Annotated in this window: 16 protein-coding genes; 5 read left to right on the plus strand and 11 right to left on the minus strand. The window is 72.6% G+C overall.

What is annotated here, in order from left to right:
• Positions 1-99 precede the first annotated feature (99 nt).
• The 3 genes from DEO23_RS02240 to DEO23_RS02250 all read left to right on the plus strand — a co-directional run bounded on the left by DEO23_RS02240 (position 100) and on the right by DEO23_RS02250 (position 4,135).
• Positions 100-1,269: a glycoside hydrolase family 172 protein gene (locus DEO23_RS02240; RefSeq protein ID WP_109274356.1), complete on the plus strand. Its 1,170-nt coding sequence runs from the start codon at positions 100-102 to the stop codon at positions 1,267-1,269.
• Positions 1,270-1,353: 84 nt separating this feature from the next.
• Positions 1,354-3,027, plus strand: a complete 1,674-nt coding sequence (locus DEO23_RS02245) for a fucose isomerase (protein ID WP_109274357.1) — start codon at positions 1,354-1,356, stop codon at positions 3,025-3,027.
• Between the two features lie 100 nt (positions 3,028-3,127).
• The gene (locus DEO23_RS02250; RefSeq protein ID WP_109274358.1) at positions 3,128-4,135 is read left to right on the plus strand and encodes a LacI family DNA-binding transcriptional regulator; all 1,008 of its coding nucleotides are present in this window, start codon (positions 3,128-3,130) and stop codon (positions 4,133-4,135) included.
• A gap of 12 nt (positions 4,136-4,147) precedes the next feature.
• On the opposite strand, the gene DEO23_RS02255 is transcribed toward DEO23_RS02250, so the two are convergent.
• Positions 4,148-5,080, minus strand: a complete 933-nt coding sequence (locus DEO23_RS02255; protein ID WP_109274359.1) for an SDR family oxidoreductase — start codon at positions 5,078-5,080, stop codon at positions 4,148-4,150.
• A gap of 534 nt (positions 5,081-5,614) precedes the next feature.
• Here DEO23_RS02255 and DEO23_RS02260 point away from each other — a divergent pair.
• Positions 5,615-6,517, plus strand: coding sequence for an aldo/keto reductase (locus DEO23_RS02260; RefSeq protein WP_109274360.1), 903 nt, complete (start codon positions 5,615-5,617; stop codon positions 6,515-6,517).
• 33 nt (positions 6,518-6,550) lie between these two features.
• Here the strand turns inward: DEO23_RS02260 and DEO23_RS02265 are convergent, their stop codons facing one another.
• The 8 genes from DEO23_RS02265 to DEO23_RS02300 form a co-directional block, all read right to left on the minus strand.
• Positions 6,551-7,219, minus strand: coding sequence for a nucleoside/nucleotide kinase family protein (locus DEO23_RS02265; protein ID WP_109274361.1), 669 nt, complete (start codon positions 7,217-7,219; stop codon positions 6,551-6,553).
• Positions 7,212-10,535, minus strand: coding sequence for a UvrD-helicase domain-containing protein (locus tag DEO23_RS02270; RefSeq protein WP_109274362.1), 3,324 nt, complete (start codon positions 10,533-10,535; stop codon positions 7,212-7,214). The genes DEO23_RS02265 and DEO23_RS02270 overlap by 8 nt, the downstream gene beginning before the upstream one ends.
• Positions 10,535-13,432: a PD-(D/E)XK nuclease family protein gene (locus tag DEO23_RS02275; protein WP_109274363.1), complete on the minus strand. Its 2,898-nt coding sequence runs from the start codon at positions 13,430-13,432 to the stop codon at positions 10,535-10,537. Before DEO23_RS02275 ends, DEO23_RS02270 begins: the two co-directional genes overlap by 1 nt.
• Positions 13,433-13,525: 93 nt before the next feature.
• Positions 13,526-15,055, minus strand: a complete 1,530-nt coding sequence (locus DEO23_RS02280) for an arylsulfatase (RefSeq protein WP_109274364.1) — start codon at positions 15,053-15,055, stop codon at positions 13,526-13,528.
• 101 nt (positions 15,056-15,156) lie between these two features.
• Complete coding sequence (locus DEO23_RS02285; RefSeq protein WP_109274365.1) at positions 15,157-16,296, minus strand: SPFH domain-containing protein; 1,140 nt, start codon at positions 16,294-16,296, stop codon at positions 15,157-15,159.
• Between the two features lie 68 nt (positions 16,297-16,364).
• Positions 16,365-16,901 carry a glutathione peroxidase gene (locus DEO23_RS02290; RefSeq protein ID WP_109274366.1) on the minus strand — a complete coding sequence of 179 codons (537 nt, stop codon included), beginning with the start codon at positions 16,899-16,901 and terminating at the stop codon, positions 16,365-16,367.
• 200 nt (positions 16,902-17,101) lie between these two features.
• Positions 17,102-18,013 carry a PfkB family carbohydrate kinase gene (locus DEO23_RS02295; RefSeq protein WP_109274367.1) on the minus strand — a complete coding sequence of 304 codons (912 nt, stop codon included), beginning with the start codon at positions 18,011-18,013 and terminating at the stop codon, positions 17,102-17,104.
• Between the two features lie 47 nt (positions 18,014-18,060).
• Positions 18,061-18,630 (minus strand): hypothetical protein, encoded by a 570-nt coding sequence (locus tag DEO23_RS02300; RefSeq protein WP_109274368.1) that lies wholly within the window; start codon positions 18,628-18,630, stop codon positions 18,061-18,063.
• An 89-nt stretch (positions 18,631-18,719) separates the two neighbouring features.
• Here DEO23_RS02300 and DEO23_RS02305 point away from each other — a divergent pair, with 89 nt between their 5' ends.
• A complete protein-coding gene (locus DEO23_RS02305) occupies positions 18,720-20,690 on the plus strand; it encodes a penicillin-binding transpeptidase domain-containing protein (protein WP_109274369.1) in 1,971 nt (656 codons plus the stop codon).
• Here DEO23_RS02305 and DEO23_RS02310 read toward each other — a convergent pair.
• Together DEO23_RS02310 and DEO23_RS02315 are read right to left on the minus strand one after the other, a co-directional pair.
• Complete coding sequence (locus tag DEO23_RS02310; RefSeq protein WP_109274370.1) at positions 20,624-21,646, minus strand: PP2C family protein-serine/threonine phosphatase; 1,023 nt, start codon at positions 21,644-21,646, stop codon at positions 20,624-20,626. The genes DEO23_RS02305 and DEO23_RS02310 overlap by 67 nt on opposite strands.
• On the minus strand, positions 21,624-21,872 hold the full coding sequence (locus DEO23_RS02315; RefSeq protein ID WP_109274371.1) for a MerR family transcriptional regulator: 249 nt from the start codon (positions 21,870-21,872) through the stop codon (positions 21,624-21,626). Before DEO23_RS02315 ends, DEO23_RS02310 begins: the two co-directional genes overlap by 23 nt.
• Positions 21,873-21,910: the final 38 nt, after the last annotated feature.

Raw genomic sequence — 21,910 nt, forward strand, 5'->3', positions numbered from 1 at the left:
TCGTCGACGGCATCCGTGGACGGTCGTCCGTGCGCAGGGACCACCACCCCGGCCCGGGTCGAGACCGGCAGCCGGACCGTTCACGAAGGAGTGACCATCGTGCCCCAGACCCTCTCGTCCTCGTCGGCGGCGTCGGCCCCGCAGGCGGCCCCGGGAGCCGCCGGGCTCGCCCGCCTGCGCCCCGTGCTCACCCGCTCCATCAGCCCCGAGAACTTCGACGGCTCGGCGGGCGGCGGCGCCCGGGCGAGCGAGGGGACCGGTGCCGCGAGCGCCCGCGACCTCGGGGTGGGCTGGAAGGTCTCCCCGAGCGTGGACGTGAAGGCAGGGGAGACCTTCGACCTCGCCGACATCGACGGAGCCGGCGTGATCACGCACATCTGGATCACCACCCACACCGACAACTGGCGCACCCTCGTGCTGCGCGCCTACTGGGACGGCAGCGACGAACCCGCTGTCGAGGTCCCCTACGGCGACTTCTTCTGCAGCGGCTGGAGCACTTTCAGCCAGGTCGACTCCCAGATGATCGCGGCGAACCCGCACGGCGGCTTCAACTCCTACTGGCCGATGCCGTTCCGGGACGGCGCCCGGCTGACCATCGAGAACACCTCGGGTGTGGACGCCCGCGTCTACTACCAGGTGACCTACGAGGTGGGCGGCGACCACAGCGAGGACGGCTACTTCCACGCCCAGTGGCGGCGCTCTAACCCGCTGGCGGACCGCACCCCGCACGTGCTGCTCGAGGGCATCGAGGGCCAGGGCCAGTACGTGGGCACCTACATCGCCTGGGGCGTGAACTCCAACGGCTGGTGGGGCGAGGGCGAGATCAAGTTCTACATGGACGACGACACCGAGCACCCCACCATCTGCGGCACCGGCACCGAGGACTACTTCGGCGGCGCCTGGAACTTCGACATCCCCGGCCAGGGGTACACCGCGTTCTCGACGCCCTACCTGGGCATGCCGCAGGTGATCCGGCCCGACGGCCTCTACTCCGCCCAGCAGCGCTTCGGCATGTACCGCTGGCACGTGGCCGACCCAATCCACTTCGCGAAGGCCCTCCCCAAGGTCGACGTCCAGGCCCTGGGTTGGCGCTCGGGATGGCGCTACCTGCCGCTGCGCGACGACATCGCCTCGACCGCGCTGTTCTACCTGGACCGGCCGACGACGAACCGTCCGCCCGCCCCGGACTTCGATGCCATGGAGGTGCACCTGGCCTCCGGCCCCGTGCCCGACATCGGCGCCACCCCGCCGCGCGACCCGCAGGACTGAGCGGCCCGCCGGTCCGTCGCCCGAGCCGGGCTTCCGGCTCGCACCACCCCATTCGCCCCCGTCACCGTCGAAGGAGACACCCTCATGACCACCACCGCGGACGCCACCGAGAGCCGCAGCTACGCCCTGCCCGAGCCTGCCCGTCGACCGTCGGCCGCGAAGGACGAGGTCTGGCTGATCCCCAGCGGGGACCTGCGCGAGAGCGCGAACACCGAGAGCTGGCCCGCCCAGCAGGAGCTCGAGCGGCAGGTCACCGAGGCGTTCCGGGCCGCCGGTGTCACCGTGCGCCGCGCCTTCGACGCCGACCCCGCCTACGGTCACGGCTTCATCCGCTCCCAGCGCATGGGTCTCGAGGTCTTCCGGGAGATCCCGCCGGAGGCGCCGCTCGTGGTCGCGACCGCCAACTGGCAGTACAGCCACCACGTGCTGGCCGGTCTGCGCACCCACCGCGGACCGATCCTCACCGTCGCGAACTTCGCGCCCGAGTGGCCGGGGCTGGTGGGCCTGCTGAACCTCAACGGCGGCCTGACCAAGATGGGTCGCGAGTACTCGAGCATCTGGACCGTCGACGGCACCGACGACTGGTTCCGCGAGGGCATCGCCACCTGGACCAGGACCGGCACTCTCGAGCACGACACCTCGCACGTGAGCGACCTGCCCTCCCTCGCCGACACCCCCGAGAAGCAGCTGGGCACCGCACTCGCCGAGCGCCTGCTCGCCGACAAGGCCATCATCGGAATCTTCGACGAGGGCTGCATGGGGATGTACAACGCGATCATCGACGACGAGCTGCTGAACGCCCTCGGCATCTACAAGGAGCGGCTCAGCCAGTCGGCCCTGTGGGCGGAGATGCAGACCGTGCCCGACGAGGAGGCCGACGCCGTGGGGCGCTGGCTCACCGATGCCGGCATGACCTTCCGCCTGGGCACCGACGAGGCCACCGAGCTCACCGAGACGCAGCTGCGCTGGCAGTACAAGATGTACATCGCGGCGATGCGCATCAGCGACGACTTCGGGCTGGACGCCGTGGGCATCCAGTACCAGCAGGGGCTGAAGGACGTGTGCCCCGCCTCCGACCTCGTCGAGGGCATCCTGAACAACGTCGAGCGCCCCGAGGTCACCAGCCGCGACGGCGAGCGCGTGCTCTGGGAGGGCGAGGCCCTGCCGAACTTCAACGAGGTCGACGAGGGCGTCGCGGTGGACGCCCTGATCACCAACCGGGTCTGGACCGCGATGGGCATGGACCCCGCGACCACCCTGCACGACGTGCGCTGGGGCGAGGAGTTCGACGGCCAGTACGTGTGGGTCTACGAGATCTCCGGCTCCGTCCCGCCCAGCCACCTGCCCGGCGGCTACGCGGGCGCCGAGGGCTGGCGTCAGGGCCCCACCTTCTTCCCCGCCGGCGGCTCGACCATCAACGGCGTCTCGCGGCCCGGTGAGATCGTGTGGTCGCGCGTGTACATCCAGGACGGCGCCCTGCACGCCGACATCGGCCGTGGTCGCGTCGTCGAGCTGCCCGAGGAGGAGGTGCGTCGCCGCAAGGAGTCCACCAACCCCGAGTGGCCGATCGCGAGCGTGGTCCTGGACGGTGTCAGCCGCGACCAGTTCATGGCCCGCCACAAGGCCAATCATGCGCAGCTGGTCTACGCTGACAGCGCCGCCGCGGCGGATCGCGCCCTGACCGCCAAGGCCGCCATGTTCGATCACCTGGGCGTGCAGGTGCACCTGTGCGGTGACGCCGGCGCGGTCCAGGACTGATGGCAGCCGTCGGCCGGGTGGCACCGGCGCGGGCGAGCGTCCTCTCCCGCGGCGTGCGCCGCTGACCGAACAGACCCGAGAGAGCCGAGTGAGACCCGCGATGAACGTGCGCCGCCCCACCATCCTGGACGTCGCGAGCACGGCCGGGGTCTCGACGGCGACGGTCTCGCGCGTCATCAACGGCGCGCAGAACGTCGACAAGGAGCTCAGCCGACGGGTGCGAGCGGCCGTGCGGTCCACGGGGTACGTCCCCAACGCCGCCGGTCGCTCGCTGCGCAGCGGGGCCTCCGCGCAGGTCGCCGTGGTCACGCCCGACGCCGAGAACCCGTACTTCACCCGGGTGATCAGCGAGGTCGAGCGGATGGCCCGGGGCCAGGGGTACTCGGTGATGGTCGCCCACACCGAGGACGACGTCGAGCGCGAGAGGGAGGTCTTCCCGCAGCTGGTGAGCCGTCAGATCGCGGGCGTGATCCTGACCGTGGTCGACGAGAGCCTCTCCGACGTGCGACCCCTCCTGGACGCCCGCGTGCCCCTGGTGCTGGTGGACCGGCGCATCCAGGGCGTCGAGGTCGACCTGGTGGTGACCGACAATCTCGAGGCCGGCAGGCGTGGGGCCCAGCACCTGGTCGAGCAGGGGTTCCGCCGGCCGGTGGTGCTGGCCGGCCCGGAGGGGCTGACCTCGACCGAGGACCGTGTGCGGGGCTTCCTCGCCGAGTGGTCCCGCGCCTCCCGGGAGACCGAGGGGCTCGAGGACGCCCTGGTGATCCGGGGTGACCTGCACCTGGCCTCGGGTCGCGAGGCCACGGAACGGCTGCTCGCCGAGGGCTGGGCCGACGCCGTCTACGCGACGAACAACCGCATGTCCGCGGGTGCCTTCGAGGCCATGCGCGGTCTGGACGGAGCCCCCGGGCTGCTCGCGACCGACGACGACCTGTGGACCCGGCTCGTCAGCCCCTCGGTCTCGGTGGTCCAGCAGCCCATCCGGGCCACCGGCCGCGCCGCTGCCCGCATGCTCGGCCAGCGCATGCAGGAGCCCGGTGAGGATCCTTCGACGATCCTGCTGGCCCCGCGGATCCTGGAGCGGGAGTCCACGCGGCGCCGGGACTGAACCGGCGCGATGTCAGGCGGCCGGCCGTCGACCGAGCTGCTCCTCGGAGACCTTCCAGACCCGGCGGGCCTCGTGCATGTCCCGGAAGGGCTCCCAGAGATGCTGGAGGCGCACGGGCCGCCCTCCGACCGTGCGCCGGGGCCCGAAGAACTGATCGCCCTGTGCGGCCGGATCCGTCGCTGCCATCAGGGCGGGCAGGGCCGCGGACTCCACGGTGTTCACGACGCCTGCGCGGGAGAGCAGACCGATCACGCGGCGGCCCGACGTCGCACGCTGCCTCCCCATGCCGGGCTGCGCGGCGAGCAGGTTGGTGGGGGAGACGCCGGGGTGGGCGAGGTTGCTGCTGATGCCCCAGCCCTCGGCGCGGCTGCGCGCATCGAGCTCCCGTGCGAACAGGCCGAGGGCGATCTTGGAGCCGGTGTAGGCCGCCATCGCGTCGTAGTGGCTGTCGCCGTCGAGGTCGTCCCAGGCGATCCGTCCGCGGCGGGCCGCGATGCTGGTCTGGTGGGTGACCCTCGCCCGTCCCTCGCGCAGCAGCGGCAGGAGCCCGAGGGTGAGGGCGACATGGCCGAGATGGTTGGTGCCCCACTGCAGCTCGAAGCCGTCCTCGGTGGTCTGCCGGCGGGGCGGCTGCATGACACCCGCATTGTTGACCAGGAGGCCGATCGGTCGTCCGTCGTCGATCAGGGAGTCCACGACGGCGGAGATCGATGCCAGGGAGGACAGGTCGAGGGGGCGGGTGGACACGCGCGCTCTGGGCACGGCCTCGCGGATCCGCTCGGCGGCGGCCTGCCCCTTGCTCGGTGTGCGGACGGGCAGGACGACCTCGGCTCCCGCGCGAGCGAGGTGGCGGGCGATCACCAGTCCGATCCCGTCGCTCGCGCCGGTGACAACGGCGAGCGTGCCGTCCTGGTGGGGGATGGTGATGCTCGCGCTGTAGTCCATGGTCGGTGCCTCTCGCGGTGCGGCGGCAGCCGGGCCGGGTGACCGGGGAGCGCCGAGGTGGATGTGCTCGCACCAGTGTCGTCCCGCGGTCGGCAGGGAACCAGGGCCTGCCGATCCCTCCCTCCGGGGAGCGCGCGGGCCTCGTCCGGGGGAACCGATCTCATGGCAGGACCCCCGGACGACGAAACGCGCCGCCGATCGGGACTTGTTCGCCCCATGTTCCGATCGGCGGCGCGTGAAAGTCGCGACTGCTGGCGGGTTTCCACCGCGTCAGCGACATCCGTGGCACCTGGGGAGCGACTGCGACACGCTCCGTTCGGTGCGAGCACCACGTTAGCCGGGTGGAAACGTGTTTCGCAAGTCCTGCGTTGCGAAAAGATTTTTCCGTGCCTGCATGAGCGCCCGACGCGGTCCGCCGAGCGCCGTCGGGTGGGTCCGGGTAGGGCTCCGCCCGTCGACGCGCGGTGCGGTGCGGTCGCGGTCGCTGCGTGGTCGCCCCTTCACCCCGCGCTGCCGGATCATTAGCCTTCGGTCATGACTGCCATCACACGGAACATCGGCTCCCTGTCCGTCTCCGCGATCGGGTTCGGAGCGATGCCGCTCTCCTTCGGCCGCAACGAGATCCCCGACCACGAGCAGGCGCTCGCCACGGTGCACGCGGCGCTGGACGCCGGCATCACCCTCATCGACACCGCCGACATGTACGCCCCCAGCTGGGACACCATGGGGCACAACGAGAAGATCGTGGCCGAGGGTCTGCGCACCTGGTCCGGTGACCGCTCCCGCGTGGTGGTCGCCTCCAAGGGCGGGATCGTGCGCGGGCCGGGCAAGGACGGCGAGAAGGAGTCCTCGGGCCGTGACGGATCCGCCGCCTACCTGCGCTCGGCCCTCGAGAAGACACTGGCGAACCTGGGGACCGACACCGTCGACCTCTACTACTGGCACCGCCCCGACCGGTCGATCCGCTACGCCGAGGCCGTCGAGGCGCTCGCGACGTTCCAGCAGGAGGGCCTGATCCGCGAGGTCGGCATCTCCAACGCCAACGTCGAGGAGATCGACGTCGCGGTGGAGGTCCTCGGGCAGGGCGGCCTCGCCGCCGTGCAGAACCAGTTCAACCCCACCTACTTCCACACCAGCCGCGGCGAGCTCACCCACTGCGCCGAGGTCGGCGCCGCCTTCGTGCCCTGGGGGCCGCTCGGCGGCACCGGCGGCGGCGCGGCCGCGGTCGGCGAGAGGGTCCCTCCGGTCGCCGAGGTCGCGGCCGCGCACGACGTCAGCCCGCAGCAGGTGGTGCTGGCCTGGGAGATCTCTCTGGGGGACCACGTGATCCCGATCCCGGGCGCCTCCCGACCCGCCTCGGTCACCGACTCCGCCGCCGCCATGGAGCTCCAGCTCAGCGACGAGGAGCTCGCGACGCTGAACCGCATCATCGAGTGACGCCGGGCGCGGGACGTCCGGAGATCGGGTGGATCAGGTTCCGCGGAGCACGAGGTCGGCACGCCGGCGGGTGGAGGCGACCAGGCGCGCGTTCGTCTCGTCGGGCCCGAGCGCCCACGAGCGGGCGGCCTCGGGCGCCTTCCCGAACCGCTCATGGCGGGCGATCAGGCGCTCCTGGCGCACGGCGTCGGGGACCTCGATGAACCAGCAGGCGTCCAGCAGCGGCCGCACCATCGCGAAGGGGCCGTCCTCGGCCAGCAGGTAGTTGCCCTCGGTGATGACGAGGGGGATGTCCCCGGCGACCTCGATCGCCCCCGCCAGGGGCTGCTCGAGGTCGCGCTCGAACATCGGCGCCCACACGGGTGGGTCCTCGGGGCGCGCGACGCGCAGGCGCTGCAGCAGGGCCGCGAACCCGGCGGCGTCGAAGGTGTCCGGTGCGCCCTTGCGGTCGAGCCTGCCCAGCCGTTCGAGGGCGACGTCGGCCAGGTGGAAGCCGTCCATCGGCACCACGGCGCACGACCCGGCGGGCAGCTGCTCGGCGAGGTGGGCGGTCAGTGTGCTCTTGCCGGCCCCCGGAGCGCCGGTGATGCCGAGCAGGCGACGCATGCCGGTGCGGCGGGCGTCGTCCACGAGCACGCGGGCTCGCTCCAGTGCCTCGTCCGCGGGCGTCGCGGCGCTCGGGATCGGACGGCTCTCACGCATCGAGCGCCTGCTCCGCCGCGTCGGGGGCCTGCTCCGCCGCGTGCACCGTCACCTCGAGCACCTCGCCGCGCAGGGGCAGGTGGATCAGGACGCGGGAGGGCGCCCGGCCGCGGGAGGCGCCGAGGGCCGAGGAGTAGGTCGCCAGCTGGCCCAGGTAGTTCTCGCGCACGTGCCCCACCGGGTCGCTGCCCGGGTAGGTCTTGTGATCCACGAGCACGAGCTCGCCGTCGGGCAGGCGCAGCAGGGCATCGATCCAGCCCTCCATGACCTGCTCCTCCTCGTTCCACCAGGCGATGGGCTGCTCGGTGAGCACCTCCGCGCCTGGGAACTCGGCGGCCAGGAACTGCTGCCAGGCGTCCCCGGCGGCCAGCAGCGTGCGGGCGCCGACGGCGCGGGAGACGGCCCAGCGGCCGACGAGCCGCAGCGCGGCCTGCTCCTGCAGGGCGGGCGTGAGCTGGTCCAGGGGCAGCGCGAGGAAGGCGTGGACGGCCTCGCCCACGCGGTTCCAGTCCTGGCCGCCGCCGCTGACCAGCGCGGGCCCGATGCGACGGGGAGGATGCACGGTGCCCAGGGTGTCGTCGGAGGCGACGGCGGAGGCCTGGAAGCGGGCCGCCGGGCCCGCCCCGCGAGAGCCGGCAGCAGGACGGCCACACTCGGGCAGGTCGGTCGCGGCGAGCGGACTGCGCAGGACCCGGCCGGCCCGGCCGTCCACGGCCGCGGTCCCGGCCACACGGGTGGTGCGCACGCGCGCAGGGAGATCGCCGTGCCCGGCGACGTGGATGGTGTCGGTGCCGGCCTCCCAGCGCAGCAGCGGCTCGTCGGCCTCGAGCAGGGCGTCGAGGGTGGATCCGGTGCCGTCGCCGCTGAGCACGGTGACATCGCCCGCCCGGGTGAGGGCGACGTACTGCAGGCGCCCGGTCTCCTCGCGCTCGGAGCGGGCCACCCGCTGCGGGTGCTCGGCCTCGGTGAGCAGCTCCTGCAAGGGCGTGAAGGAATCCAGCACGCGCGGCCAGTAGCGCAGCGAGCGGCCGTCGAGCGGGCGCAGCACGTCCAGCCGGGCGGCGGGCACCACGAACACCCCGCCGGTGTGGGCCCGCTCGGTCGCCTTCGCGCCGAGCATCACGACCACCCGTGACCACTCCAGGCCCTTGGCCCCGTGGATGGTGCCGACCCAGACGGTGTCGGGGATGCCGCTGAGATCGGGACCGGCCTCGGACTCGTCGAGCACGGAGCGCAGGCCGGTCAAGGTGATCGGGATCGAGGCGGAACGGGCCTGGTCGGCGTACTCGGCGGCGAGACGCCGCAGGGCGTCCAAGGTGCGCAGACGCTGCTCGGGGAAGGGCCAGGAGCGCAGCCGCTCGGGCAGGTCCAGGGCATCGATCACCGCCGTGATCATCTCCACCGGACTGAGCGCGATGCACTCCTCGCGCAGGGCGCGCAGCCCGGACAGGACGTCGGCCTCCCACCAGGACTGCAGCACTTCGCGGCGGCCGTCGGCGTCGGTCGGGGCGGTGAGATCGCCGAACCAGGACTCGTGGGCCGGATGATCGGGCAGCAGGTCCACGAGCTCGGTGAGGGCGAGGGTGTCCGCGGTATCGAGGGTGACAGCGAGCGCGGCGCGCACCAGGCGGCCCTCACGGGTGGAGAGGATGGGGCCGCCCTGGCCCGAGGCGGGCACGCCGCGTTCCTGCAGGGCCGCGACCACCTGGGCCGCCTGGGCGTTGCTGCGCACGAGCACGGCGAGATCGCCGGGGCTCGCCTCGTCCTCCGCGAGCATCCGCACCACGCCGTCGGCGATCCCTGCGGCGTGCTCGCCGACCTTCTTGTAGCGGTCGCTGAACTCGGGGATCCAGGCCTCGATGCGGCCGTCGGTGCGTCCGGCCGCTGCGCGTTGCGCTGCCGCCTCGGGGGCGGGGGTGAGGACCACGCGCTCGCGCGGCAGATCGCGGAAGACCTGCGGGAAGACGGCACTGACCAGTTCGAGGACCTGCTCCTGCGAACGCCAGGAATGGTCGAGATCGCGGATCCTGCCCTCGCCCAGGGCGGTGGTGCCGGCGCTGACCTCCTCGAGCACGCCCAGCATGAGGGCGGGGTCGGCGTCGCGGAAGCCGTAGATGGCCTGCTTGGGATCGCCCACCCAGATCAGGTCCTCGATCTGTCGGCCCAGCTCGAGGAACAGGGCGAGCTGGATGGGGGAGGTGTCCTGGAACTCGTCGACCGCGAGCAGGCGGAAGCGGGAGCCGATCGCGTAGCGGGCGCGCTCGCTCGTGCGCAGCAGGTGCAGGGCGAGCACCTCCTGGTCGATGAAGTCCATCAGCGCGAGCTCGTTCTTGTACTGCGCGTAGGCCTCGAGGGAGTCCGCGGCGGTGGTGACGACCAGCTCGATGAGGGAGCGGACGTCCCGCTGCAGCACGGGGTTGGCGGGCAGCTCCTCGGCGATCTCGAGGGCGAGGCCGACGAGCGCCGCGTCGACGTCCTTGCTGTAGACGTACTTGCCGCTGCCCTCGGGGTCACCGGCCTTGCCCTCGGCGACGCGGGCCAGCTTCGCCCACGCCGACCACGGGGTGCGGGCTCCCTGTCCGAGGGTGCGGCGCAGCTGGCGCAGGGTCTCGAGCTTCTTGGTGACGGCGCCCGCGCTGCGGGCGTTCAGGGAGGATCCGGGCTGGTCCGCGGCATCGACGTCGGCCTGCAGGCCCTCCAGCGCCAGGTCGAATCGTGAGAGCCAGGTGCGACGGCGGTCCTCCGTGCCGGGCTCGGGCAGGCCGGCACGACGGAAGTCCTCCCAGGAGTCCTCGACGCTCGCGCGCAGCTGGTCGGCCCCGACGTCGTTGGTGCGTGCGCGGCCGGCGAGCTCCTGGACGTGGTCGCGCCAGAAGGAGGAGACGGCGAAGGGGTTCGCGGCGTTCTTCTCGCCGTCGTGCTCGGTGCGGGCCAGCAGGTCGCTGGCGCGGTCGCCCGCCCGGGCCACGGCCTCGTCGATCGCGGCGTCGAAGGCCGCGCTCGCCCGGTCCTGGTCGAGGACCTGCACGTCGGGGGAGATCCCGGCATCCAGCGCGAACTCGCGCACGAGATCCCCGGCCACGGCATTGACGGTGCCGATCAGGGCGCTGTCGATCCCGCGGGCGGCCTCGGTCTGTCCGCGCTCGAGCAGCGTGCGCCGCACCCGGTCGGAGAGCTCGGCGGCGGCCTTGACGGTGAACGTGGTCGCGATCAGCTGCGAGGGCTCGAGGCCCGCGCTCATCCGGTCGGCGATCTCCTGGGTGAGCGTGTGCGTCTTCCCGGAGCCGGCCGAGGCGTTGATCAGGGTGAAGCTCATCAGTTCCCTCCCGTGTGCCGGCACAGCTGGGCGTAGTCCCCACGCGCGCAGTGGTCCTCCACGCGGATCCCGCCCTCGGCCCGGGCGAGCTCCCGCTGGGTGGCGACGGCCTTCTGCCGCGCCTTGTAGGGGGCGTCGGCGTCGAGGCCTGTGGCTTCGACGAGCTGCTGACAGCCCAGGGTGACGGTGCCAGCCGCGACCGCGTCCAGTCGTTCCTGCACGCCTGCGACGAGCCGACGCCAGGCGTCGGCCACGTCCATCGGGGTGCGGCGGTGGGTGTCCAGGGCCTTGTTCGCGCTGACGAACTCACCGCTGCGCAGCAGGAAGTAGCCGACGTCGGCCGGATGCTCGGCATCCACGGGGGAGTCGGGATCCTGCGCGAGCGCCCAGGCGTAGGAGGCCAGCTGGATCGCCTCGCCGGTGTCGAAGAGGTCGCCGTAGCGGGTGCGGGAGAAGGACCACTTGAGGTCGATGACGGTGGGGCGTCCGGCCTCGTCCTGGGCATCGAGGTCGCGACTGCCGACGAAGGAGACCACCCGCGGACCGCCGGTGAGCTGCAGGGTGAGGGGCTGCTCGAAGCGCGATTCGGTGCCGGTCACGCGCAGTCCGGCGTCGGCGAGGCCGGCGAAGAGCTCGCGCAGGCTGCGCACGGCGCGTTCGCGCACCTCGGTGCGTTCGAAGGCGCGGCCCGGCAGGTCGAGCTCGGAGGCGAGCTGGGGCACCAGGGCGTCGAACACCTCGCCGATGTGCTCGGGGGCGGGCGGTTCGAGCGGGGCGCCGCCGAGGCCGCCGTCCACGCGCTCGGCCACGAGGGTCTCCACGACCGCGTGCACGAGGGTGCCGATCATCCGGGGGCCGGTGGGAAGGGAGGCGACCTGTGCGGGCCGGATCCCCAGTCCGTACTCGAGCACCCAGTGGTGGGGGCACTCCAGCAGCGTCTGGGCCTGGGTGAAGGACAGCCGGTCGGGCAGCAGATGGTCGAGCCGGTGCCCCGCAGCGCTGATGGTCGGTGCCGGGACGGCGAGGTCCTGCAGGTCGGGAACGTGCAGGCTCAGCGAACGGCCGGCGAGAGACCAGCTCGTGCCCTCGACCAGCAGGCCGGGCGTGAGGCGGTCCGAAGCGGAGCGTCCGGCGGCGGACTCGAGGTGGGTGAGCAGGCCGCTCGGGGACGGCTCGGTCTCCAGACGCCTGCCGGGCAGCACCGCGATGATCCGGCGGGCACCGCGCAGGGCACGCAGGGCGGCCCCGACGTGCAGAGCGGACTCCTGCGCGGGCGGCAGCAGGCGGGCCCCGAACTCCTCGAGGGTGTGGACCTCGTCGGGATCCCACAGCATCGGGGAGGGCAGGGCGTCCTCGGCAGGGCCCCACCACAGCACGGTGCCGCCGGCGGCGTGCAGCTGCGCGGGCCTCGTCGCGACCGCCCACGGGGCGACCTCCGGGCGGGCGAGCGGGGAGCGGCCCGCCCCGCCGCAGGCATCGATGATCTGCTGCAGCGTGCGCCGGCTGAGTGGCACGCTCGGCTCGAGCATCCCGAGCACCTCGCGCAGCGCGGTCACCTGGGACAGGCTCGCCAGCAGGTCACCCGCGCCGCGGGCGACGGCCCGCAGACGCTCGGTGAGGAGGTCCAGTCGCTCGCGGAGCGCGGTGGGGTAGAGGGCGTCGGCCGGCAGGGGGTCGGTGACCAGACGGTCGATGCCGCGGGCGGCCTCGAGAGCCCGGCGGGCGCGATCGCGCTGCTCCTCAGGGGCCGAGGCCGCCGCCTGCTCGAGACGCACGAGGGCCGCGCGCCACGCGGGCCCGATCCCGGGCTCACGGGTGAGGGCGCGCAGCAGCTCGCGACGCGCCGGGGCGGGTACCAGCCCGATCGGCTCGTCGTCGCGGCGCATCCCGGGCAGCACCCGCAGGTCCAGCAGCGAGGCCAGCTGATGGACGTCGACGGGGGCGGTCGCGACGTCCAGGAACAGCCCCAGCACCTGGTGGTGGGCGCGATCGGTCGAGGGATCGACGGCGCCGAGGGCGGGTAGGTCGCGACGGTGCAGGGCCTGGTCGAGAACGGTGGTGTCGGAGGTCGCGAGCACCGTCAGCGGATCCTCGGAGTCCCCGGCACCCGGCGATGCGTGCGCGGTCGCGGCACCGCTCGGGGTGGAGAGGAACCGGGCGGCGACGTCGGCCGCGCTCCATTCGTCCAGGCACTGGACGACCTCGAGCTCCGGCGCCGTCGCGCGGCCGGGGCCCGCATGGGCCAGGCGGACGCCCGCCGCATCGAGAAGCTCGAACAGTCGTGGCCAGAGGCCGGGGAGGGCGGTCGGATACTCGTGCAGGGTGATCGCGTCGATCCCGAGCGGCCAGGCGGCGCCCAGGTCCCCGAGCTCGGCGAGCGTGTCCACGACCTCGCGCAGGTCGTCGGCGGGGCCGGGGGAGAGCGTCGCGGGACGGTCCCGGGCGTCGCTGGTGCCGGGGATGCCGATCACGGCGCGGGCCTCGAGGTCCCGCACGGCGGCGAGACGCTCGGGCAGGCGATGGACGGGATCCGGCGCCCGCCAGCCCGCCTCGATGCTCGCGTCCCGCAATTGCAGCAGGTGGGAGGCGGTGCTCCAGGGGTCGACGCGGAACGATCGCTCCGGCCAGAACGGCTCCCCGCTGCCCGTCCCCCCGGCTCGCTCGGCGATGATCTCGCCGATCATCCGCATGCTCTGGGCGACCCGCACCGCCCTCTCGACCGGCGGATGGGTGAGGGCGAGGCGCCCCTGCAGAAGGGCGACCAGCCCGCGCGGGCCCAGTCGCGCATCCGGAGCGGCACCAGTACCGTCACCGTCACCGTCACCGGAGCGTGCGCGGCGCGCGGACGCGCTCGCCCAGTCGGCGCCGTCGGCCGTCCATCCGAACTCGATCTCCATGTCGCCCCCTTCCGGGTCACACAGTAGGGGAGCGGTGGGACATGGCGGGGCGGGTGTGCACAGAGGGAGAAATGCGTCGCGCCGTCCCCGCGCTCACAGCCGCGCGAACTCCCGCACCCAGCTCGCCTCGGACTGCGGTGTGCGGCCCGTGACCAGGTCACCGCCGCGCACATATCCCTCCTCGCGGCCCTCGAGCGCCGCGATCAGCAGGGCGCGATGTCGCGCGAGCTGCTCGGCGTGCGCGGGATCCTGGGCGAGGTCGGCGAGCTCGTGCGGGTCGTCCTCGAGGTCGAAGAGCTGCTCGTGTCCGTCGCCCGAGAACCAGAGGTACTTGTGGCGCTCCGTGCGGATCCACTGCATCGAGTGCCGGCCGAGGGCGCTGATCACGTGCTCGCCGTGCAGGTGGTCGCGCACCTGCTGCTCGCCGCGCATCGCCGGCAGCAGGCTGGCGCCGTCCACGCCCTCGGGCACCGGGATGCCCACGAGGTCCAGGAGGGTGGGCATCAGGTCGCGCAGCTCGACCACGTCCCCCACCTCGCGCGGGTCCCCGACCTTCTCGCGCAGGGCGGGCGGCAGGTGCAGCAGGAAGGGGATGTGCGCCGATCCCTCGTAACCCACGGACTTGCGGTACATGTCGTGGTCGCCCAGCATCTCGCCGTGGTCGGAGACGAACGCGATCGCGGTGCTCTCGAGCAGGCCGTGGTCGCTGAGCGCCTCCCGCAGACGGTTCATCTGCAGGTCGATGAACTCGATCGACCCGTAGTAGCCGGCCCGCACCTCGTGGTGCACGGAGTCCTTGCGCGCCCCGAACTCGGCCTCGACCTGGTGGTCGCGCCGGTGCTCGTCGAAGCGCGAGACCCAGGAGCCCATCGGCCGACGCACGTGCGGCTGCGCACGGTACTTCTCGAACAGGTAGCCGGGCGGGTCGAAGGGCGCGTGCGGCCGATGGAAGCCCATGTACAGGAAGAACGGCCTGGTGGGATCGCGTCGCTGCAGGAAGCGGAAGGACTCGTCGGCCACCCAGCGGGTGGGGTGCAGCCGCTCCTCGCGCTCCCAGGGCCGCGCGGTCATCGCATTGCAGCCGATCCCGGTCTCCTGGTAGTCGGCACGGGGGTCACCGGTCTCGCGGCGCAGCCAGTCCACGTAGTCGTCGTTCGCGCCCGAGGGGCCTGCCGACTGCCGACGGGACACGTGCAGGAAGCCGTCGTGCAGCAGCACGTCCTCGAAGCCGCAGCGGGCTCGGTCGGGGAAGACGTGCATCTTGCCCACCCCGTACGTCTGGTACCCCGCGTCCCGCAGGGTCGAAGGGAGCGTGGTCGGGTAGGCGGCTGCGAAGTCGATCCCTTCGCGGTAGCCGTAGCGCCCGTGCGCCTCCTGGCTCTTCCCGGTCAGCAGCGCGACCCGCGCCGGCACGCACGTGGGCGTCGCCGAGTAGGCGCGGGTGAAGCGGAAGCCCTCGCGGGCGAGCTGGTCGAGGTACGGGGTGTCGATGTGCTCGTTGCCCGCGATCCCCATCGCGTCGGCACGCATCTGGTCCACGCACACGACGATGAGGTTCGGGCGGGTGGAGGAAGAGGAAGGGGAGGCGGAGGAACCCGTGGGCGCGGGAGACGTCGGCGTCATGCGCCCATTGTGTCGCGCGGGGAGACGGCACGTGGCCGGTGCGGACACACGAACGCCCGGCCGACGAGGGGCGTCGGCCGGGCGTCCGGAGCGGGGGAGTGTCAGCCCTGCTGGCCGGGGTGCGCCCACGGCGGCTGCTGGCCGCCCTGGCCACCCTGACCCTGCGCCTGGTTGCGGGCGCGCTGGGCGCCGCGCTCGGCGTCCGCCTCCGCCTCCTGCGCCCGCTGGGCGGCGGCGCGACGGGCGGCCTCGGCCTGCTGGCGACGGCTCTGTTCGGCCTCGGCGTTGACGGCGACGTCGCCGGAGTCGGCGGACTCCTGCGCTGCCTGCGCCTCGAGCATCGCGGTGCGGATCTCCTCGCCCATCGAGCCGACGGTGCCGGGGTTCGAGGGCAGGAACAGCACGTTGGACTTCCCGTTGCGGGCGACGTCCTGCATGGTGTCGAAGTACTGCGTCATCAGCAGCAGCTGCTCGGCGCTGGACTCGATGCCCACCTTGCGCAGCATCTCGTACTGCTCGGCGATGCCCATCGCGATCGCCTTGCGCTGGGCGGCGACGCCCTCACCCTGCAGGCGCTTGGACTCGGCCTCCGCCTCGGCCTGGGTGACGCGCTTGATCTTGTCGGCCTCGGCCAGCGACTGCGCGGCCACGCGGTCGCGCTGGGCGGCGTTGATCGAGTTCATCGAGTCGCGCACCCGCTGGTCCGGCGAGATGTCCTGGACCAGGGTGTTGACGATGTTGAAGCCGAACTCGCGCATGCGCTCGCTCAGCGTGTTCTCCACGCTGCGGGCGATGTCGTCCTTGGACTCGAAGGCCTGGTCCAGGTTCAGACCCGACAGGGCCGAGCGGACCGTGTCGAAGACGTACGAGCGGATCTGGTTCTCAGGGTTCGACAGCCGGTAGTAGGCGTCGACGACCTGGTCCTCCTTGATCACGTACTGCACGGCGACCGGGACGGTCACGAACACGTTGTCCTTGGTCTTGGACTCGATGTTGACCTCGAGCTGCTGGATGCGCAGCGAGATCGGACGCGTGGTGCTGTCCACGAACGGTGCCTTGACGTTCAGACCGGGCGTGGCGACCCGCTTGAACTTGCCGAAGCGTTCGACGATGACGTTCTCCTGCGTGTGCACCGTGAACATGATGCTCGTGCGCAGGCCCCCGAACAGCAGCGCAGCCAGGACGGCCAGGACGACCACCAGGACGACGATCACGATCAGGACGGCGACGACCCCCTCCATTGGGATCCCCTCTCGATAGTGTGCGTGCACCCCGCGCGGACGCACGGGGTGGGACGTCGATCACGCTATCAGCGGGACCGGTCCTCCCGCCCTGCGAGCTCCTGCTCGATGCGGCGCGCGATGCGTGTGGGCGGCACCGGCGGCGCGTAGCGGCGCAGCACCTGTCCCGACGGGGAGACCAGGAACTTGGTGAAGTTCCAGCTGATGCGCCCGCCGATGAGTCCGCCCTTCTGCGTCTGCAGCCAGGACCACAGCGGGTCCGCCTCGGCCCCGTTCACCATCACCTTGGAGAACAGGGGGAAGGAGGCCTCGAAGCGGTCGGTGCACAGCTCCTCGATCTGCTCGTCCTCCTCGGGCTCCTGGTGGAACTGGTCCGAGGGGAAGCCCAGCACGCTGAAGCCGCGGTGGTGGAAGCGGCGGTGGAGCTGCTCGAGGTCCTTCAGCTGCGGGGTGAACAGGCAGCGCGAGGCGGTGTTGACCACGAGCAGCAGCTGGCCGTCGTACGCGGCGAGGGACTGCTGCTCGCCGCCGATGGTGGTCGCGGTGAAGTCGTGCAGGGAGGTGGCCCTCGGTGCGGAGGCGCGCAGGTCGTGGTCGGTGGCCATGGGTCCTCCTTCGTCGAGGGGCGCGAATGTGCGCGCGGCGCGGGCGTGGCGGCGCGGACGGCAGATGATGGGGTGCGGAGAGCTACGCCATCGTAACGTGAGCTGCTCCACAGAACCTGGATGTCGACGATCGCCGGCGCCGGGAGCCTCGCCGGTCCGGTCCGCCGGACGGTGTCGAGTCCGTCGCCCCCTGCGGACCCTCAGGCCAGGAAGGCGTCGACCTCGGCACGGGTGGGCGCGGTGGCGGGGCCCCGCCGGGTCACGGCGATCGCGGCGGCGGCGCTCGCCCGGGTCGCGGCGGTCTCCCAGTCCGCGTCGAGCGCGCGCTCCGCGAGCAGCACCCCGGTGTGGGTGTCGCCGGCGCCGTTGGTGTCCACCGGGGTCTGTGCGAAACCGGGGATCGCGGTCGCGCGGCCGTGGTGGAAGACGGTGCAGCCGCGCTCGCCGTCGCGCACGACCACCACACCGCCCGGACGGATCCGGCGGTGGATCGCCTCGGGGGTGTCCTCGAGGGCGTCGCGGTCGGCGAGCGCGAGCGCCTCGGCCGCGTTCGAGGTCCACACCGTGACGTGGGCGAGCACCCGCTCGCGCAGGTCCTGGGGGAAGGTCGCGAAGGGATCGCCCGGATCCAGGACCACCTCCACGCCGTCCGGCAGGCGGTCCAGGAACTCCAGCAGCGGGTCACGGGTCGGCTCGAAGAAGCTGTATCCGGAGATGCACAGCAGGTCCCCGGGCTCGGGGGTCAGGCGCGCGAGGGAGTCGGCGGTGATCCGGCGCTCGGCGCCGTAGCCGGTGATGAAGGTGCGCTCTGCGCCGGGCTCGACCAGCACGATGCACTCGGCGGTGTCCTCGTCCTCTATCGGCCCGTTGGCGAGCTCGATCCCGTCGACCGCGAGGGCGCGGCGCACCAGGTCCCCGTTGGGGCCGGTGCCGTGGGCCCCTCCGTGCACTGCCCGGGCGCCCGCGCGGGCCGCCGCGACCAGGATGTTCACCGCACCGCCGGCGTACTGCCGGGCGCCCTCGGCGTTCACGTTCCCGCCCCGGGCGGGCAGCGTGGGCACGGCGACGACCAGGTCCACGAGGGCCTGGGCGGTGTGCAGCACGCGGGGCATGGGCGGCTCCTGGCAGGTGGGCGGCGTGCGGAGGATCTGGCGGCAGTCTAGGGGCGCAGGGGGTCCGGCCCCGCCGGCGCGAGGTCCCACGCGAACCCGATCATCAGCAGGCGCCCCATCAGCGGCATCAGGTAGGCCAGCGCCCCCAGTCCCAGCAGGGCCGCCTCGATCGCCTCGGTCCGCCCCGGCATCACCCCGGCCGGGACGAAGGACAGCACGCCCAGCACAGGGGTCGTGAGCACGCCGGTGGCGGCGGCGAGGGAGAGCAGCAGGGCGACGGCCCCGCGCACGCGCCGTCGGAGCAGTTCGCAGGTGCGCACCAGCATCAGGATGTCCAGCACCAGCGCGGCGATCGCGAGCACCGCGGCGATGGCGAGCGCCACCAGGTTCGAGCCGATGTAGCCCAGGACCACGCCGAGTCCGTCCAGCTCGTTGCCGGTGGACGGTCCGGCGAGATCCCCGCCCCAGGTCGCGAAGACGACGGTGGTGACGGCCGGGACGGCCAGGGTCAGGATCAGCGCGGTCCCCACCAGGGAGCTCGCGAGCGCGAGCGAGTGCGCGCCGCGGATCGATCGCTCGATCGCAGCGCGCACGACCTCCGGAGGAGCGCTGAGCATCCGGCCAACCTATCGAGAGCGCGCTGCGGTGTCGTGCCGCGCCGGTCACCTGTGGACGGATCCCAGCGATGTGCAGGACGATGTGGTCCATGTCGCCCACTGCTTCCTCCACCGGTGCCGCCACCTCCGATTCCCACCGTCGCCGCGGGCCCTGGATCGTCGGGATCGCCGCCGTCGTGGTGCTCGCACTCATCGCGGCGTTCTTCGTGTGGCGCGCCCGTGCCGATGACGGCTCCGACGAGGCGAAGGCGCTCGCCTCCGCGCTCGCGAGCGGGGACTTCGAGGGCGTCTCCCTCGACGGCACCACCGCGAAGAAGGCGGCGAAGCAGCGCGAGAAGGTGCTCGGCAATCTCTCCGACTCCTCCGCGAAGGACCCCTCGGTCGAGGTCGACAAGGTCGTCAAGGGCGAGAACGGCACCCGGCAGGCGACCTTCGACTGGAGCTGGGACCTCCCGCGCAAGGGAGGCAGCTGGGAGTACACCACCACCGCCACGCTGAAGCCGGGCGACGACGGCTGGTCCGCCGAGCTCGCTCCCGACGTCTTCGCCCCCGATCTCACGGCCGACGAGCACCTCGACGTGCGCGCGGTCGTCGGTCAGATGGGGTCGATCACCGACCGCGAGGGGAAGGACCTCTACGGCCCCCGTGACGTGCGCATCCTCGGCATCGACAAGACCCAGGTCGACGCCTCGGACCAGGAATCGGCCGCCCGGAAGCTCGCCGGCCTGCTCGGGACCGACGCCGACGCCTACGCCGCCAAGGTCAAGAGCGCGGGCGACAAGGACTTCGTGCAGGCGCTGACGATCCGCGAGACCGCGAAGGACGACTACCCGCTCTCCCAGGCCGCCGACGTGCCCGGCTTCCACGAGCAGAAGGACAGCCAGCCGCTCGCCCTCACCCGCGACTTCGCACCAGGGGTGCTCGGCTCACTGCGGGAGGCCACCGAGGAGGACGTCGAGAAGTCCGACGGCACGGTCGTCGCCGGGGACATGGTCGGGGACAGCGGCGTCGCCGCCGCCGAGCGCGACACCCTGGTCGGCACGCCGGGCATGCAGGTCGCCGCCGTGAACCAGAAGACCGGCAAGGACCGCACGCTCAAGAGCACGGATCCGAGCGACGGCACGGACGTCACCACCACGCTGGACACCGACCTGCAGGACGAGGCCACGAAGGTCATCGCCGACCAGGACTCGGCGAGCGCCGTCGTCGTCATGAAGCCCTCGACCGGCGACGTGCTCGCCTCCGCGCTCGGCCCCAGCGGCCAGTCCTACCCCGTCGGCATGGTGGGGCAGTACGCACCCGGTTCGACCTTCAAGGCCGTCACCGCGCTCTCGCTGCTGCGTGCGGGCGACACCCCGGACACCACGCTCGAGTGCCCCGGGACGGCGAACGTCGAGGGGCGCAGCTTCAAGAACGCCGACTCGATGGACAAGAGCCTGTTCGGGACGATGAGCTTCTCCGACGCGATCGCCCATTCCTGCAACACGGCGATGCTCCTGCAGTACGACAAGGTCTCCCAGGGAGAGCTCGCCGACGCCGCCACCACGCTCGGCGTCGGCCAGGACGCCCCGAAGGGCCTGGAGGGCGCGTTCATGGGGTCGGTCGACCCGAAGGACTCCGGCGTCGAGCACGCGAGCGACATGATGGGCCAGGGCCGGGTGCTCGCCTCCCCGCTGAGCATGGCGACCGTGCTCTCGAGCATCCAGAACGGCTCCACGGTCGCCCCGCGCGTCATCGCCGACGAGAAGGCGAAGGCCCCCGAGGTCGAGCATCCGCTGACGAAGGACGAGGCCACGCAGATGCAGGGCCTCCTGCACGGCACCGTCACCCGCGGGACCCTCAAGAGCCAGTTCGGCGACGTCGGCGGCAAGCAGATCATCGGCAAGACCGGCACCGCCGAGTGGACGAACGAGGACGGCGATCCGTCGCTGCACTCGTGGGTCATCGTGGCCCAGGGCGACGTGGTCGTGGCCGCCTTCGTCGAGGACGGCGGCTACGGCGCCACCACGGCCGGACCGATCGCCAAGGAGGTCCTGAAGGCCGCGCAGAAGGAGGAGTGAGGCGCCGCCTCGCATCCACCCTCCTGCACGGCTCCAGCTCCCGGGCCTCGCACCTCAGCCGAGGTCGGCGACCACCGCCGCGAGGTTGTCGGGCGCGCCGGCCTGCCGAGTGCTCTCGGCCAGAGCCGCGACCAGATCCTCGGGATCTCCGCCGGCGAGCACCAGACCAGCTCGCCGAGGCGTTCCTGGTCGAGCACCGCATGGACGCCGTCGGTCAGCAGCACCAGACGGTCGCCGGGGGCAAGCGCACGGACGAGCAGGTCCGGCTCCGTGGGCACCCCCTCGGCGAGCGCACGGTTCAGCACGGCGCGCCGAGGATCGGCCGCCGCCTCCTCGGGCGTCAGCCGCCCCGCGGCGACCAGGGAGGACACGTGCGTGTGGTCGCGGGTCAGGGGGTCGATCCGCCCCTCGCGCACCAGCAGCACGCGGCCGTCGCCCACGTGGCCGGTCACCAGGCGGTCCCCGTCGAGGACCGCAGCGGTCAGGGCGGCGCCGGAGGCTCCGTCGGGCGGTAGCAGAGCGGGCAGGGCGGCCCAGGCCGACCCGAGCGCGGACAGCACGTCCTCACCGGGATCGGCGAGGGCCGTGGCGAGGGACTCCGCGAGAGCACCGAGGAGGCGGGAAGCGAGATCGTCGTCGCTGCCGAAGCCGTCGGCGATCCCGAGCAGCAGACGCCCCTCGGGGAGGTCGACGATCCGCACGGCATCCTGCTGGGAGGGGCGCACGAGCCCGGTCTCCAGGATGCTCGCGACATGAGCGTGGTCGGTCCGGGTGGTGGTCGTGGGGATGGTGGTGGGCATGGGGCTCTCCTTCGCCGTCTGCTCGTGGAGGTCCGCCAGCAGCGCGGCCACGTCGGCGCCGCGGGTGCGGGCGTCGGCCTGCTCCTGCAGCCACCAGGAGCGCAGCTCCTGGGCGGCGGCCTCGGACGGCAGGTCACACGGCGCGGACCTGTGCAAGGCCCATGCCGATGCCGCGGAGACGGGCGATCAGCCGAGCCCTGTGCACCTGGTCCGCCGCATACCGCCGGTACCCGGTGAAGGGGTCGACCGATCTCGCAGGGAGCAGATCGGAGGCGTCGTAGAGGCGCAGCGCCTTCGCGCTCAGCCCGCTGCGGCGGGCGAGCTCGCCGATGGTGAGGTCATCGTGGCCCTGCTCGTCCGTCGCCCTGTCCTGGCGTCCCATCCCGGCTCCTTCGTCGCCACGGGTGACCGGCTGCTGCC

It is taken from the genome of Brachybacterium endophyticum, from assembly GCF_003130585.1.
GTDB classification, from domain to species: domain Bacteria; phylum Actinomycetota; class Actinomycetes; order Actinomycetales; family Dermabacteraceae; genus Brachybacterium; species Brachybacterium endophyticum.